Genomic DNA, 15,308 nt, shown 5'->3' with positions numbered 1-15,308 from the left:
CCATGCAAACTCGTGACGATATTTTCAACACCCTGCGCGCTGCCTTGGTGGAACTGTTTGAACTGGAACCTGAACGCATCACCCTCGACGCCAACCTGTACCAGGACCTGGAAATCGACAGCATCGACGCGGTGGACCTGATCGACCATATCAAGCGCCAGACCGGCAAGAAGATCGCGGCCGAAGAGTTCAAGACCGTGCGCACCGTGAATGACGTGGTTGAGGCGGTGTACCGTCTGGTCGCGCCTGCCGCATGAGCCGGCTGATCGGCCTTGGCCTGTTGCTGGCGGGGCTGCTGTACCCCTTTGCGGTGTATTACGGCACCGAACACTTTGCACCTTGGCAATTCGGCCTGCTGCTCGGCGGCCTGTGGTTGCTGCGCGCGCTCACGGGTGCACGGCGCCCCGGCAGCCGCTGGATGGCAGCGGCGATCATCGTGTTTTGCCTGGCCCTGGCCTGGTTTGACAACCCGCACCTGCTGCGCTGGTACCCGAGCCTGGTCAGTGCGTTCATGTTGACGCTGTTCGGCCTGAGCCTGAAATACGGCCCGCCGATGGTCGAGCGCCTGGCACGCATGACCGAGCCGCAATTGCCGCCGAAAGCCATTGTGTATACGCGCCAGGTCACCGTGGTGTGGAGCGTGTTTTTTCTGTGTAATGGCCTGCTCGCCGCCGCCCTCACCCTGTGGGCGCCACTGAGCTGGTGGACGTTGTACAACGGCCTGATCGCCTACGGGCTGATGGGGCTGTTGTTTGCCGTGGAATGGCTGGTACGACAAAGGGTTCGAGGCCGCGTATGAATGGGTTGAAACTTGAGCACTTGCTGCTTGAGCCGTTGGAACAGCGCTGGGTCACCACCGAGCCTGCGATGAATCACGCCCAACTGTGGGAGCAATCTCTGCGCCTGGCGGCAGGCCTGCACGCACGCGGCATTCAGCGCGTGGCCGTGCATCTGGAAGACGCCGGCCTGCTGGCGATCGCCCTGCTGGGTGCCTGGCGCGCCGGCGTCGGCGTGCTGCTGCCCGCCGATCTGCAACCGCAGACCCGCCAACGCTGGGCCGATGCCGTCGACGCCTGGCTGACCGAAGCGGCCGATCTGGACGTGCTGTATCAAGCGCCGTTGAGCCCTGCCGCGCTCGATCTGGATGCCTGCCAGTTAAGCCTGTGTACCTCCGGTTCCAGCGGCGAGCCCAAGCGCATCGACAAGACCCTGCGCCAACTGGCCAACGAGGTGCAGGCGCTGGAAGCGCTGTGGGGCGCAGATCTTAAAGACGCGTGCATCATCGGCAGCGTCGCCACCCAGCACATCTACGGTTTGTTGTTCCGCGTGCTATGGCCGTTATGCGCCGGCCGCACCTTCGTGCGCCGCCAACTGGCCTTCCCGGAGGATTTGCAGCGCGCCAGCCGCGAGCACGCGCAGTTCGCCTGGGTCGCCAGCCCGGCGCTGCTCAAGCGGATGGGCGACAACCTCGACTGGCCGGCCCTGAGCCAAGTGTCGCGGGTGTTCTCCTCCGGCGGCGCGTTGCCCATCGACGCGGCCGCCAGCCTGTACGAGCGCTTGCAGCAATGGCCGACGGAAATCCTCGGCAGCTCGGAAACCGGCGGCATTGCCTGGCGCCAAGGCGCGCAACCGTGGCAAGCGTTCGCCGACGTAAAACTGAGCCAGGACGCCGACGGCGCCCTGTGCATCGCCTCACCGTACCTGCCCGTCGGGCATATCGAACAGACCGCCGACGCCGCCCGCCTGCATGCCGACGGCCGCTTCGAACTGCTGGGCCGCCTGGATCGCATCGTCAAACTGGAAGAAAAACGTATCTCCCTGCCCATGCTCGAACAGGCCCTGATGGCGCACCCCTGGGTCGCCGACACTCGCCTGGGCGTGGTCCAGGAAAACCGCGCCAGCCTCGGGGCCCTCGTGGTGCTGAGCGCCGACGGCCTGCATGCCCTGCGCAACCAGGGCCGGCGTACCGTCACCCAAACCCTGCGCCAACACCTCAGCCAACACTGCGAAGCCCTGGCCCTGCCGCGTCGCTGGCGTCTACTGCGGCACTTGCCCCTGAACAGCCAAGGCAAGCTGCCCCAGGCCGACATTGAAGCACTGCTGCTCGCGCCCCGGCCAAAAGCACCCGACGTGCTGGAGCAAGTCGAAGCCGACGGCGAATGGACCCTGCAACTGAGCATCCCGCCGGACCTGGCCTACTTCAGCGGCCACTTCCCGGTGACGCCAGTGCTGCCGGGCGTGGTGCAGGTGGAGTGGGCGTTCAACCTCGGCCAGCAACTGCTCGACCTGCCGGCGACCTTTGCCGGCATGGAAGTGCTCAAGTTCCAGCAACTGGTGCGCCCCGGCGACCAGATCGAACTGCACCTGCGCTTCGACCCGGAACGCAGCAAGCTGTATTTCGCCTACCGTAACGGCGTCGCGGCCTGCTCCAGTGGCCGGATTCAACTGGAGGCGACAGATGATTGAGCTCTTGTGGCGAGGGAGCTTGCTCCCGCTGGGCTGCGAAGCGGCCCCAATACAGGCGACCGAAATCATCCAGGTTAATTGCGCAGCCTGGGTTGGGAGCGCTTCGCACTCCAGCGGGAGCAAGCGCCCTCGCCACAAGGTGAGCGGTAACCTTAAGAAGGTGCATCATGCATAACCCCTGCGCCCTGATCCCGGTCTACAACCATGAAGCCGCCGTACCGGCCGTGGTCCACAGCCTGCTCGACAGCGGCCTGCCGTGCCTGCTGGTGGACGATGGCAGCAGCCCGGCGTGCGCGGCGGTGCTGGCGCAATTGGCGAGCCTCGACAACGTCAGCCTGCTCACCCTGCCGAGCAACCAAGGCAAGGGCAGCGCCGTGATGGCGGGTTTCCGCGAAGCAGCGCGCCTGGGCTTTACCCATGCCCTGCAAGTGGACGCCGACGGCCAACACGACCTGCGCGAAGTCGAGAACTTTATCGACACCTCACGCCGGCACCCCACGGCGGTGATCTGCGGCTATCCCGAATACGACGACAGCGTGCCCAAGGGCCGCCTGTACGCGCGTTACCTGACCCACGTGTGGGTGTGGATCAATACGCTGTCGCTGCAGATTCGCGATTCGATGTGCGGCTTTCGCGTGTACCCGCTGGCACCGACCCTGGCCCTGATGAACTCGGCCTACATCGGCACCCACATGGATTTCGACTCGGACATCCTGGTGCGCCTGGCCTGGCGCAACCAGCCGATGCGCTGGCTGCCGACCAAGGTGCATTACCCCGCCGACGGCCTGTCGCACTTCCGCCTGTTCCGCGACAACGTGCGCATCTCGGCCATGCACACCCGGCTGTTCTTCGGCATGTTGGTGCGCGCACCGATGATTCTGTGGCGACGGTGGCAGGCATGAGCGACAGCGGCAAACACTGGGCCGACCGCGAAGAGCGCGGCAGTTTCTGGCTGATGAAACTCACCGCTGTCGCCGCCAAGCTGCTCGGGCGCCGGCTGTTGAGCCCGCTGTTGTACGGCATCGTGTTGTACTTCTTCCTGTTCGGCCGCACCGCGCGCCAGAGCGTCTGGCAATACCAGCAGCGCCTGGCGCAATGGAGCGGCCGCGATGAACTGCGCCCGACCCAGCGCAAAGTCTTCGGCCAGTTCATGGCGTTTGCCGATGCGCTGCTGGACAAGCTCGACGTGTGGAACGGCAAGCTGCGCATCGAGCAGATCGAAATCAACGACCCGGCGCAATTGCGCGGCCAATTGCGTGGCGAACGCGGGCAGATGCTAGTGGGCGCACACCTGGGCAACCTCGAAGTGTGCCGCGCGCTCGCGGAGATTGGCGAAAAAGTCACCATGAACGTGCTGGTCCACACCAAGCACGCCGAACGCTTCAACCGCCTGCTGGGCGAAGCCGGCGCGACCCATTTGCGCCTGATCCAGGTCAGCGAGCTGGACCCGGCCACCATGCTGCTGCTCAGCCAACGCCTGGACGACGGCGAATGGCTGGCGATTGCCGGTGACCGCGTGCCGCTGCACGGCGGGCGCACGGTGCGCGTGGACTTCCTCGGCCACGATGCCGCCTTCCCCCAAGGCCCGTGGCTGCTGGCCGGGCTGCTGAAATGCCCGGTGAACCTGCTGATGTGCCTCAAGCACCAGGGCCGCTATCGCCTGACCATCGAACCGTTTACCCAACTGATCGAATGGAAACGCAGCACCCGCGAGCAGGTCATAACCCTGTGGACCGCGCGCTACGCCGCACGCCTGGGCCAGTTCTGCCTGGAAGCGCCCCAACAATGGTTCAACTTTTACCCTTTCTGGAAGACCGATGACGACGCATCTTGAGCCGGTAACGTTTGGCGAACGCGCTTTGCGCATTGAAGACGTATTGGCCCTGGCCAACCGTCAGGTGCCCACGCACTTGCAGGACGATGCCGCCTATCGCCAGCGCATCGCCAAGGGCGCGCAGTTCCTCGACTCGCTGCTGGACAAGGAAGGCGTGATCTACGGCGTGACCACCGGTTATGGCGACTCCTGCGTGGTGGCCGTGCCGTTGCAGCACGTCGAAGCCCTGCCGCGTCACCTGTACACCTTCCACGGTTGCGGCCTGGGCAAGTTGCTCGACGCCCAAGCCACCCGCGCCGTGCTCGCGGCGCGTTTGCAGTCGCTGTGCCACGGCGTGTCCGGGGTGCGCGTGGAACTGCTCGAGCGCCTGCACGCGTTCCTCGAACACGACGTGCTGCCGCTGATCCCGGAAGAAGGCTCGGTGGGCGCCAGCGGCGACCTGACGCCGCTGTCCTACGTGGCCGCGACGCTGTCCGGCGAACGCGACGTGCTGTTCCGTGGCGAACGCCGCCAGGCCATCGACGTGCACCGCGAACTGGGCTGGGAACCGCTGGTACTGCGCCCCAAGGAAGCCCTCGCGCTGATGAACGGCACCGCCGTGATGACCGGCCTCGCCTGCCTGGCCTTCGCCCGCGCCGACTACCTGCTGCAACTGGCCACGCGCATCACCGCGCTGAACGTGGTGGCGCTGCAAGGCAACCCGGAACACTTCGACGAGCGCCTGTTCGCCGCCAAACCGCACCCGGGGCAGATGCAAGTCGCCGCGTGGTTGCGCAAGGATCTGGCGATTGATGCGCCGACCGCGCCGCTGCACCGTTTGCAGGATCGCTACTCGTTGCGCTGCGCGCCCCACGTCCTCGGCGTGCTGGCCGACAGCCTGAACTGGCTGCGCTCGTTCATCGAGATCGAACTCAACAGCGCCAACGACAACCCGATCATCGACGCTGAAGAAGAGCGCGTGCTGCACGGCGGGCACTTCTATGGCGGGCACATCGCCTTCGCCATGGACAGCCTCAAGACCCTGGTGGCCAACGTCGCCGACCTGCTCGACCGCCAGCTCGCGCTGCTGGTCGACGTGCGTTACAACCACGGCCTGCCGAGCAACCTGTCGGGAGCCCCGGCCGATCGCGCGATGATCAACCACGGCTTCAAAGCCGTGCAGATCGGCACCAGCGCCTGGACCGCCGAAGCGCTGAAAAACACCATGCCGGCCAGTGTGTTCTCGCGCTCCACCGAGTGCCACAACCAGGACAAAGTGAGCATGGGCACCATCGCCGCCCGCGACGCAATCCGCGTGCTGGAACTGACCGAGCAAGTCGCCGCCGCCACCCTGCTCGCCGCCAACCAAGGCGTGTGGCTGCGCGCCCAGGCCGCCGAAGCGCGCCCGCTGCCGCCGGCGTTGGCGGCGATGCACAGCGAGCTGGCCAAAGACTTCCCGCCGGTGATCGAAGACCGCGCCCTCGAAGGCGAACTGCGCCTGTGCCTGCAACGCATCGCCGAACAACACTGGAGGCTGCATGCGTAGTCAGGGCGTGCTGCATTGCGACACTGAAATCCTCGTGCCGTTTTTCGACATCGACACCATGAACGTGGTCTGGCACGGGCACTACGTGAAGTACCTGGAAATCGCCCGCTGCGCCCTGCTCGACACGATCGGCCACAACTACACGGCGATGCTCGAATCGGGCTACGCCTGGCCGGTGATCGACCTGCAACTGCGCTATGTGCGCGGCGCTACCTTCGGCCAGACGATCAACGTGCGCGCCAGCCTGGTGGAATGGGAGAACCGTTTGAAGGTCAACTACCTGATCACCGACCGCGCCAGCGGCGAACGCCTGACCCGCGCCAGCACGGTGCAAGTGGCGGTAGACATCGCCAGCCGCGAGATGCAACTGGCGTCCCCCACAGTCTTCACCCACGCCGTCGAAAGGGCCTTGAAATGCTGACCCCTGTAGGAGCGAGCTTGCTCGCGAAGATCGTCAACGATAACGCTGGTCACCCGACACCCCGTGGTGCCCTCAGGTTTTTCGCGAGCAAGCTCGCTCCTACAGTGTTCGCGTTGTTTGGTTTTTCGGCGGCGGCCCATGCCTTCGACCTACAGCAACTCAGCGACCAGTTGGCCAAACCCAGCGTGATCCACGGCAGCTTCATCCAGGAAAAACACCTGCGCGCCCTGCCGCAACCCTTGGTCAGCAAAGGCACCTTCGTCCTGGCCAAGGACCACGGCCTGCTGTGGCTGCTCAAAACCCCGCTGCAACAGGATTACCGCATCAGCGCCCAAGGCATTGCGCGGCGGGATGCCAATGGCTGGCAAACGCTGCCGAACAAGAGCGCCGGGGCCGAGCAGAACCGCCTGTTCCTCGCCGTGCTGCAGGGCGACAGCAGCGGCTTGCAGCGTGACTTCGACTTGCAACTACAGGGTGAAGCCGAGCAGTGGAAGCTGACGCTGACCCCGCGCTCGCTGCTGCTCAAGCAAGTGTTCAATCAGATCAATATCGACGGCGGCACGCTGGTACACACCATAGAACTGCTGGAAACCCAGGGCGACAGCACCGTGCTGCGCATGCAGGACAGCAGTGCCGACCTTCCCCTGAGCGCTGCGGAGCAACACGACTTTGCCCAGTGAGCGTTTATTGCCGCGCCTGTTCCTGATCCTGCTGGTGGCCGTGCTGGCGCTGGCCGGCTGGCAATGGCGCCATGGCGCGCCGTTGTCGGCCAACCTGATGGAACTGGTGCCGGGTAGCACGCCGGACGCCCTCGAACTGCAAGCCGAACAGCGCATGCAGGAACCGCTGAACCGCGAAATGCTGGTCCTGGTGGGGCACGCCGACCGCCAGCAAGCGGTCAACGTAGCCGAGCAATTGGGTGAGCGCTGGCAAGCCAGCGGCCTGTTTGAAAAAGTCCAATGGAACCTGCAAGCCGACCTGCCGGCGCTGCGTGCGCAGTTGTTGCGCGGTCGCCTGTCGATGCTCGCGGCCAAGGACCGCGAGCAACTGATCGACCACCCCGACGCGTTCATCCAGCAGCGCGTGCAAGCGCTGTTCGACCCGTTCACCGGGTTCAGCCTGGTGCCGAGCCAGGACGACTGGCTGGGCCTGACCGGGCGCATTCAGAACAGCCAGCCGCAGCGCGGCGCGGTGCAATTGGATATCGGCAGCGGCACGTTGATCGCCGATGCCGACGGCAAGAGCTGGGTGATGCTGCGCGCGCGCACCACCGGCAATGCCTTCGATATGAAACTGCCGCTGCAAGTCGCCGATTTGCTCCAGGCCAGCCGCGCCCAGGCCGCCGAGCACGGCGCGCAACTGCTCGCGGCCAGCGGTTTGCTCTACGCCGCCGCCGGGCAACAGCAAGCCTCCCGCGAAATCACCTGGGTCGGCGGCGGCGCGACCGTCGGCATTCTGCTGCTGTTGCTCCTGGCGTTCCGGCGCTGGCGCGTGCTGCTGGCCTTCGTGCCGGTGCTGGTGGGCATGCTGTTCGGCGCGGTGGCCTGTGTGGCGCTGTTCGGGCATATGCATGTGATGACGCTGGTGCTCGGCTCCAGCCTGATTGGCGTGGCGGTGGATTACCCGCTGCACTACTTGTCGAAAAGCTGGAGCCTGCAGCCGTGGCGCAGTTGGCCGGCGTTGCGCCTGACCCTGCCGGGCCTGAGCCTGAGCCTGGCGACCAGTTGCATCGGCTACCTGGCGCTGGCCTGGACGCCGTTCCCGGCGCTGACCCAGATCGCCGTGTTCTCCGCCGCAGGCCTAGCCGGTGCATACCTGTGCGCCGTGTGCCTGCTGCCGGCGCTGCTCAACGGTGTCGAACTGCGCCCGGCGCAATGGCCGCTGCGCATCGCCGAAGGCCTGTGGCTGATGCGTAGCGGGTTGATCAAACGGGTGCCGAGCGCAGTGCTGCTGGTGTGGGTGCTGCTGTTTTGTGCCGGCGGCTTGTGGCAATTGAACAGTAAAAACGATCTGCGCCAGTGGATCGGCGCCCCGCCGCAATTGCTGCAGGAAGCCCAGGCCGTGGCGCGGATCACCGGGTTCCAACCCACCAGCCAGTTCTTCCTGGTGCGCGCCGACAATCAGCAGCAGTTGCTGGAACGCCAGGCCGCCCTGGGCCAGCGCCTGGAGCAGTTGGTGAATATGGACAAGCTCCAGGGTTATCTGGCGCTCAATCAACTGGTCAACCTGCCCGCCGAGCAACAACAGTTGCGCGAGGCCCTGAATAAACTGCCAGAGCACTGGCAGCCGCTGCTCGACCTCGGCGTGCCCGTCGGCGCACTGCAAGCCGAAGTCGCGCAACTGCAAGCGCTGCCCACCGAAGACATCGACGCCGCACTGCTCGGGCCGCTGGGCGAACCCTGGCGCACGCTGTGGCTGGGCCCGGTCGACGGCGGCGTAGCAGCCATGGTCAGCCTGCAAGGCTTGAACAACCCAGCGCTGCTGCAGGTGCAGGCCGTGGACTTGCCGGGAGTGCAACTGGTGGATCGCCTGGGGGATTTGAACCGGGTGTTCGCCGCCACGCAGATCAGCGCGGCTGAATTGAAACTGATGTCCTGCGGGCTGATCGTGCTGTTGCTGATCGTGCCCTTCGGGTTTGGCGGCGCACTGCGCATTGTCGCCCTGCCGTTGCTGGCCGCGCTGTGCAGCCTGGCCAGCTTCGGTTGGCTGGGCCAGCCGCTGACGCTGTTCAGCCTGTTCGGCCTGCTGCTGGTCACCGCCATCAGTGTCGACTACGCGATCCTGATGCGTGAGCAGATCGGCGGCCCCGCGGTGAGCCTTTTGGGAACACTGCTGGCGGCGCTGACGACGTGGTTGTCGTTTGGCCTGCTGGCGGTGTCGAGTACGCCTGCGGTGAGTAATTTCGGCCTGTCGGTCAGCCTGGGCCTGGCCTTCAGCTTTATGCTGGCGCCCTGGGCCGGCCGCCAGAAGCATGCCTCATGAATGTGATTATCGCCAAACTGGCAAGGAGCCCTCGTGCCCATAGTTGAAATGGAACGTCGCCAGGTGGTGGTGATCGGTGCCGGCCCGTCCGGTGCCATCGCCGCCGCGCTGTTAAAGCGTAAAGGGCATGATGTGCTGATTATCGAGCGCCAGCATTTCCCGCGCTTTTCGATTGGTGAAAGCCTGCTGTCGCACTGCATCGACTTTATCGAAGAAGCCGGCATGCTCGACGCCGTGCAGGCGGCGGGTTTCCAAGTAAAAACCGGTGCCGCGTTCGCCTGGGGCGAGCGCTACAGCGCGTTTGATTTCGCTGACACGTTCAGCCACGGCAAGCCGACCACCTTCCAGGTGCAGCGCGGCGAGTTCGACAAGTTGCTGGCCGATCAAGCAGCGTTGCAAGGCGTCGACATCCGTTACGGCGAAACCATCGTCGGCGTGGATTTCAGCGGTGAAACCCACTACCTGCATGTGCGCCGGGAGAACGGCAGCGAGTATCACGTCAAAGCCAAATTCGTGCTTGATGCCAGCGGCTATGGCCGCGTACTGCCGCGCCTGCTGGACCTCGAAGCGCCGTCGGACTTCCCGGTGCGCCAGGCGGTGTTCACCCATGTCGAGGACCGCATCGAACACCCAGGCTTCGACCGCACCAAGATCCTCGTGACAACCCACCCGACCCAACGCGACATCTGGTTCTGGACCATTCCGTTCAGCAACGGCCGTTGCTCGGTAGGTGTGGTGGCGGCCAAGGAGCATTTTGCCGGCCGTGACGCCGATCTCGACGCCTGCCTGCGCGGGTTCATCGACGAAACCCCGAGCCTGTCCGGCGTGCTGCAGAACGCCGTGTGGGACACCCCCGCGCGCACCATCGGCGGCTACTCGGCCAACGTCAAAACCTTGCACGGCCCGGGCTTTGCGCTGCTGGGCAACGCGGCAGAATTCCTCGACCCGGTGTTCTCCTCGGGCGTGACCATCGCCATGCGTTCGGCGAGCATGGCGGCCGGCGTGCTGCATCGTCAGCTCAACGGCGAAGCCGTGGACTGGCAGCGCGAGTTTGCCGAACCACTGAAGCGCGGCGTCGACACCTTCCGCTGCTACGTTGAAGGCTGGTACGCCGGGACGTTCCAGGATGTTATTTTTCACGCCGGCAGCTCGCCGGAGATTCGCCGGATGATCAGCTCGATCCTCGCCGGCTACGCCTGGGATGAGCGCAACCCGTTTGTCAGCGAGCCCAAACGGCGGTTACGGATGTTGTCGGAAATTTGTGCAGGGGATGCCGTGTGAGCAGTCAGTACTTAAGCAAGAATTACGTCGAAGAAACCAAGTTCGGCTTCTGGTTCCTGCGCAGCCACACCTGGCAGCACCACGTGTTGCGCGTGGCGATCAACGACCTGCGCCGCCTGTTCAGCGAGCCGCTGCCGGTGGCGCCGGTATTGCTGGACGCCGGCTGCGGCCAGGGCAAATCCTTCAAGCTGCTACAGCAAGTGTTCGAGCCGTCGCGCCTGATCGGGCTGGATGCCGACCCGCACAGCCTTGAGCTGAGCAAGGCGGAGGCCGCGCGCCAAGGGCTGAACGTCGAGCTGATCGGCAGCGACTGCGCCACCCTCAACGTCGCGGACGCCAGTGTCGATATCCTGTTTTGCCACCAGACCTTCCATCATCTGGTTGAGCAGCATCGCGCACTGAAAGAGTTCTATCGGGTGCTCAAGCCCGGCGGCTATTTGCTGTTTGCCGAGTCCACCGAGGCCTATATCGACACCTGGGTGATTCGCTGGCTGTTCCGCCACCCCATGCAGGTGCAGAAAAGCGCCGAAGAGTACCTGCAGATGCTGCACGAACAGGGCTTTGAGTTCGGCGCGCAGAACGTCTCGTACCCCTACTTGTGGTGGAGCCGGGCCAGTGATTTCGGCCTGCTGGAACGCTGGGGCCTGCGCAAGGCACCGCCGGTGGGCCAGCGCGAGGAAACCCTGGTCAACTGCGTGGCACGCAAGCCCTTGGCGAGCGCGGCACCATGATGCGTTTGCTGCTGATCGGCTGCCTGTTGCTGCTGAGCGCCTGCGCCAGCCAACCGTCATTGCCGGAAAGAGCCCCGGCACTCGCCTTGCCAATGCAACTGCACGTGCAGCGCCTGGCGGACGGCCAGAGCCAGGACTGGTTGCTGGTGATCCAGCGCGAAGGCCGTGCGATTCGCTGGTCGATGATGGACCCGCTGGGCATCCCCCTGGCCCGGCAAAAACTGATCGACGGCCAGTGGCAGGCCGACGGGTTGCTGCCGCCCAATCCCCAGGCGCGCGAGCTGTTCGCCGCGTTGCTGTTTGCACTGAGCTCGGCGGATGACCTCCGCGCGCTTTACCCGAACGCCCAAGCGATGGACCTGACGCGCACCCTGCCGGGCCATTGGCAAATCGTGTATCAGTCATCCGAGGTGTTTCGCGTGAACATGAGCGGGCAGCCCCTGAGCTATCGCATCACCCCGCTGGGAATGGCGCGATGACCGCCTACCTCAATGCCCTCGGCGTGATCTGCGCCCTCGGGCGCGGCCAGGCCGACGTCAGCCGCAGCCTGTTTGCCGGCGACTGCTCCGGCATGCGCGCCGAAAGCGGCTGGGTGCCCGAGCGGGTGCTGCCGGTTGCCGGTGTGCCGGGCGAACTGGCGACCATCCCGCCCGAGCTGGGCCAGCAGAGCAGCCGCAATAACCAGTTGTTGCTGGAAGCCGCGTTACAGATCGAGGACGAGATCCGCCAGGCGATCCAACGCTACGGCGCGGCGCGGGTCGGCATTGTGCTCGGCACCAGCACCTCGGGCATCGACGAAGCCAGTCGCGGCATTGCCCATTACCTGCGCGATCACCAGTTCCCCGGCGACTATGACTACCAACAACAGGAACTCAGCGCCCCGGCGAACTTCCTCGCCGACTGGCTGCAACTGAGCGGCCCGGCCTATGTGATTTCCACCGCCTGCACCTCCAGCGCCCGCGCCTTGATGAGCGCCCGGCGCCTGCTGGACCTGGGGGTGTGCGATGCGGTGATCTGCGGCGGCGTCGACAGCCTGTGCAAGCTGACCCTCAACGGCTTTAGCGCGCTGGAGGCGGTATCGAGCGAGCGCTGCAACCCGTTTTCGGTGAACCGCAACGGCATCAACATCGGCGAAGCGGCGGTGCTGTTCCTGATGACTCGGGAACCCGCCCCCATCGCGCTGCTGGGCAGTGGCGCAAGTTGCGATGCGCACCATATCTCCGCGCCGGAGCCTGGCGGTAAAGGCGCCTTGCAGGCGATGCGCAAGGCCCTGGCCAGCGCTCGCTTAACGCCGGAGCAGATCGGCTACCTGAACCTGCACGGCACCGCCACCCAACACAACGACGCCATGGAAAGCCTGGCCGTCGCCAGCCTGTTCCCCGACGGCGTGGCCTGTTCATCGACCAAACCGATGAGCGGCCACACCCTGGGCGCGGCCGGCGCGCTGGAAGCGGCGTTCTGCTGGCTGAGCCTGGCCCACGGCCGGCTGCCCCCCCACGTATGGGACGGCCAGGGCGACCCGGCGCTGCCCGCCTTGCAGTGGGCACGCAACGGCGCCGCCCTGGAAAAACGCTGCCTGATGAGCAACTCGTTTGCGTTCGGCGGCAACAACGTCAGCCTGATTATCGGAGAGGCCCCATGATCGATTGGCCACTCGCCACACTGCTGCCCCATGCGGGCGACATGATCCTGCTCGACCAGGTGCTGTCGTTCGATGAAGAGCAGATTCACACCCGCCTCACCGTCAAGCCCGGTGGCTTGTTCAATCGCCCGGACGGCAGCCTGCAAGCCTGGGTCGGTATCGAGCTGATGGCGCAAAGCGTCGCGGCCTACGCCGGTTGCCGCGCGCGCCAGAACGGCCAGGCGGTAGAACTGGGCTTCTTGCTGGGCACACGTAAGTTCGAGTGCAACGTCGAGCACTTCCCAGCCGGTACCGAGCTGACCATCCACGGCCTGCGTTCCCTGGAAGACGACAACGGCATGGGTGTGTTCGAATGCCACCTGACCGGCGAGGGTATCCACGCCAGTGCCCGCCTGAACGTATTTAGACCGCCCCAGGCGGCCACCTATTTAGATGAATCGAAGGACGAAACGCCATGACTGAATCCGTACTGGTCACCGGCTCCAGCCGTGGCATCGGCCGCGCCATTGCCCTGCGCCTGGCCCAGGCCGGGCACGACATCGTGCTGCATTGCCGCAGCGGTCGAGCAGAAGCCGACGCGGTGCAGGTCGAGATCGAGGCCCTGGGCCGCAAGGCGCGGGTGCTGCAATTCGACGTTTCCGAGCGTGCCGACTGCAAGGCAATCCTCGAAGCCGACGTGGAGCAACATGGCGCGTATTATGGCGTGGTGCTCAACGCAGGCCTGACCCGCGACGGCGCGTTTCCGGCCTTGTCGGAAGACGACTGGGACGTGGTGATGCGCACCAACCTCGACGGTTTCTACAACGTGCTGCACCCGGTGATGATGCCGATGATCCGTCGGCGCGCAGCCGGGCGTATCGTGTGTATCACCTCGGTGTCCGGGCTGATCGGCAATCGCGGCCAGGTCAACTACAGCGCCTCCAAGGCCGGCCTGATCGGCGCGGCCAAGGCTCTGGCCATCGAGTTGGGCAAGCGCAAGATCACCGTCAACTGCGTCGCCCCGGGCTTGATCGACACCGCGATGCTCGATGAAAACGTGCCGGTGGAAGAGCTGATGAAGATGATCCCGGCGCAGCGCATGGGCACGCCGGAAGAAGTCGCCGGCGCGGTGAATTTCCTGATGTCGGCCGAAGCAGGCTATATCACCCGCCAGGTCTTGGCCGTGAACGGAGGTCTGTGCTGATGAAGCGCGTGGTAGTAACCGGCATGGCCGGCATGACCTCCCTGGGCAGCGACTGGGACACCATCGCCGCCAACTTTCGCGCCAACCGCAGCGGCATCCGGCGCATGGACGAGTGGGACCGTTTTAGCGAATTGAACACGCGTCTGGCCGGGCCGATCGATGACTTTGTCGTGCCCGCGCACTGGACGCGCAAACAACTGCGCAGCATGGGCCGCGTATCGCGCCTGGCGGTGTGGGCGGCGGAACAGGCGTTAAAAGACGCCGGCTTACTCGGCGACGAGTCGATCAAGGACGGGCGCATGGGCGTGGCCTGCGGCTCGTCCACCGGCAGCACCGACGAGATCAAGGCCTTCGGCAACATGCTGCTCAACTCGGTGGCCGAGGGGCTGAACGCCAACTCCTATGTGCGCATGATGCCCCACACCACGGCGGCGAATATCAGCATCTTCTTCGGCCTCACCGGGCGCTTGATCCCCACGTCCAGCGCCTGCACCAGCGGCAGCCAGGGCATCGGCTATGCCTACGAGGCGATCAAGTTCGGCCGCCTGCCGCTGATGCTCGCCGGCGGCGCCGAAGAGCTGTGCCCCACCGAAGCCATGGTGTTCGACGCACTCTACGCCACCAGCCTGAAGAACGATGCACCACAGACCAGCCCGCGCCCCTACGACAGCGGCCGCGACGGCTTGGTGATCGGCGAAGGCGGCGGCATGCTGGTGCTCGAAGAACTGGAACACGCCCTGGCCCGTGGCGCGCATATCCACGCCGAAATTGTCGGTTTCGGCAGCAACGCCGACGGCCAGCACACCACCCGCCCGGAACAGAAAACCATGCGCCGCGCCATGGAGCTGGCCCTGGAAGACGCGGGGCTTGAGCCCTCGGCCATCGGCTATGTGAACGGCCATGGCACCGCCACCGACCAGGGCGACATCGCCGAGACGCTGGCCACCCACAGCCTGTTCGGCAGCCGCATGCCCATCAGTTCGCAGAAGAGCTTCCTTGGCCACACCCTGGGCGCGTGCGGGGCGCTGGAGTCGTGGTTCAGCATCGAGATGATGAACCGCGACCAGTACGTCCACACCTTCAACCTGGATTCAGTCGACCCGAAGTGCGGCGAGCTGGATTACCTGCAAGGTGAGTTTCGCGAGATGCACCACGACTACGTGATGAACAACAATTTTGCCTTTGGCGGCGTCAACACCTCGTTGATCTTCCGCCGCTGGCCCTGACTTTTAACCGACTGGAG

Annotated in this window: 16 protein-coding genes; all 16 read left to right on the top strand. The window is 65.1% G+C overall.

Going from position 1 to position 15,308, the window contains the following annotated elements; translation table 11 throughout:
* Positions 1-2: 2 nt before the first annotated feature.
* The 16 genes from ACP7CJ_RS10525 (at position 3) to ACP7CJ_RS10450 (ending at position 15,291) form a co-directional block, all read left to right on the top strand.
* Positions 3-257 (top strand): acyl carrier protein, encoded by a 255-nt coding sequence (locus ACP7CJ_RS10525; RefSeq protein WP_276195975.1) that lies wholly within the window; start codon positions 3-5, stop codon positions 255-257.
* Positions 254-799, top strand: coding sequence for a hypothetical protein (locus ACP7CJ_RS10520; protein WP_276195974.1), 546 nt, complete (start codon positions 254-256; stop codon positions 797-799). Before ACP7CJ_RS10525 ends, ACP7CJ_RS10520 begins: the two co-directional genes overlap by 4 nt.
* A complete protein-coding gene (locus ACP7CJ_RS10515; RefSeq protein WP_276195973.1) occupies positions 796-2,466 on the top strand; it encodes an acyl-CoA synthetase family protein in 1,671 nt (556 codons plus the stop codon). The genes ACP7CJ_RS10520 and ACP7CJ_RS10515 overlap by 4 nt, the downstream gene beginning before the upstream one ends.
* Before the next feature lie 167 nt (positions 2,467-2,633).
* The gene (locus ACP7CJ_RS10510; RefSeq protein ID WP_276195972.1) at positions 2,634-3,368 is read left to right on the top strand and encodes a glycosyltransferase family 2 protein; all 735 of its coding nucleotides are present in this window, start codon (positions 2,634-2,636) and stop codon (positions 3,366-3,368) included.
* The gene (locus ACP7CJ_RS10505; RefSeq protein WP_276195970.1) at positions 3,365-4,300 is read left to right on the top strand and encodes a glycosyl transferase; all 936 of its coding nucleotides are present in this window, start codon (positions 3,365-3,367) and stop codon (positions 4,298-4,300) included. The genes ACP7CJ_RS10510 and ACP7CJ_RS10505 overlap by 4 nt, the downstream gene beginning before the upstream one ends.
* Positions 4,284-5,825 carry an HAL/PAL/TAL family ammonia-lyase gene (locus ACP7CJ_RS10500; RefSeq protein WP_276195968.1) on the top strand — a complete coding sequence of 514 codons (1,542 nt, stop codon included), beginning with the start codon at positions 4,284-4,286 and terminating at the stop codon, positions 5,823-5,825. Before ACP7CJ_RS10505 ends, ACP7CJ_RS10500 begins: the two co-directional genes overlap by 17 nt.
* A complete protein-coding gene (locus tag ACP7CJ_RS10495) occupies positions 5,818-6,246 on the top strand; it encodes an acyl-CoA thioesterase (RefSeq protein WP_276195966.1) in 429 nt (142 codons plus the stop codon). The genes ACP7CJ_RS10500 and ACP7CJ_RS10495 overlap by 8 nt, the downstream gene beginning before the upstream one ends.
* Positions 6,240-6,926 (top strand): outer membrane lipoprotein carrier protein LolA, encoded by a 687-nt coding sequence (locus ACP7CJ_RS10490; protein ID WP_426100459.1) that lies wholly within the window; start codon positions 6,240-6,242, stop codon positions 6,924-6,926. Before ACP7CJ_RS10495 ends, ACP7CJ_RS10490 begins: the two co-directional genes overlap by 7 nt.
* The gene (locus tag ACP7CJ_RS10485) at positions 6,916-9,228 is read left to right on the top strand and encodes an MMPL family transporter (RefSeq protein ID WP_276195964.1); all 2,313 of its coding nucleotides are present in this window, start codon (positions 6,916-6,918) and stop codon (positions 9,226-9,228) included. Before ACP7CJ_RS10490 ends, ACP7CJ_RS10485 begins: the two co-directional genes overlap by 11 nt.
* Positions 9,229-9,261: 33 nt before the next feature.
* A complete protein-coding gene (locus ACP7CJ_RS10480) occupies positions 9,262-10,509 on the top strand; it encodes an NAD(P)/FAD-dependent oxidoreductase (RefSeq protein WP_276195963.1) in 1,248 nt (415 codons plus the stop codon).
* Positions 10,506-11,240: a class I SAM-dependent methyltransferase gene (locus ACP7CJ_RS10475; protein WP_321850089.1), complete on the top strand. Its 735-nt coding sequence runs from the start codon at positions 10,506-10,508 to the stop codon at positions 11,238-11,240. The genes ACP7CJ_RS10480 and ACP7CJ_RS10475 overlap by 4 nt, the downstream gene beginning before the upstream one ends.
* Complete coding sequence (locus tag ACP7CJ_RS10470) at positions 11,237-11,719, top strand: hypothetical protein (protein ID WP_276195960.1); 483 nt, start codon at positions 11,237-11,239, stop codon at positions 11,717-11,719. The genes ACP7CJ_RS10475 and ACP7CJ_RS10470 overlap by 4 nt, the downstream gene beginning before the upstream one ends.
* A complete protein-coding gene (locus ACP7CJ_RS10465) occupies positions 11,716-12,882 on the top strand; it encodes a beta-ketoacyl-[acyl-carrier-protein] synthase family protein (protein ID WP_276195958.1) in 1,167 nt (388 codons plus the stop codon). The genes ACP7CJ_RS10470 and ACP7CJ_RS10465 overlap by 4 nt, the downstream gene beginning before the upstream one ends.
* Entirely contained in the window at positions 12,879-13,340 is a 462-nt protein-coding gene (locus ACP7CJ_RS10460) for a 3-hydroxylacyl-ACP dehydratase (protein ID WP_426100461.1), read from the top strand. The genes ACP7CJ_RS10465 and ACP7CJ_RS10460 overlap by 4 nt, the downstream gene beginning before the upstream one ends.
* On the top strand, positions 13,337-14,065 hold the full coding sequence (gene fabG / locus ACP7CJ_RS10455; RefSeq protein ID WP_247402202.1) for a 3-oxoacyl-ACP reductase FabG: 729 nt from the start codon (positions 13,337-13,339) through the stop codon (positions 14,063-14,065). The genes ACP7CJ_RS10460 and fabG overlap by 4 nt, the downstream gene beginning before the upstream one ends.
* Positions 14,065-15,291 (top strand): beta-ketoacyl-ACP synthase, encoded by a 1,227-nt coding sequence (locus ACP7CJ_RS10450; protein WP_276195956.1) that lies wholly within the window; start codon positions 14,065-14,067, stop codon positions 15,289-15,291. Before fabG ends, ACP7CJ_RS10450 begins: the two co-directional genes overlap by 1 nt.
* Positions 15,292-15,308: the final 17 nt, after the last annotated feature.

Origin of the sequence: Pseudomonas sp. PSPC3-2, from assembly GCF_049897085.1 — a bacterium.
GTDB classification, from domain to species: Bacteria; Pseudomonadota; Gammaproteobacteria; order Pseudomonadales; family Pseudomonadaceae; genus Aquipseudomonas; species Aquipseudomonas paraveronii.
The sequence above is the reverse complement of the archived record's forward strand: the minus strand, read 5'-3'. Positions and strand labels throughout refer to the sequence as shown.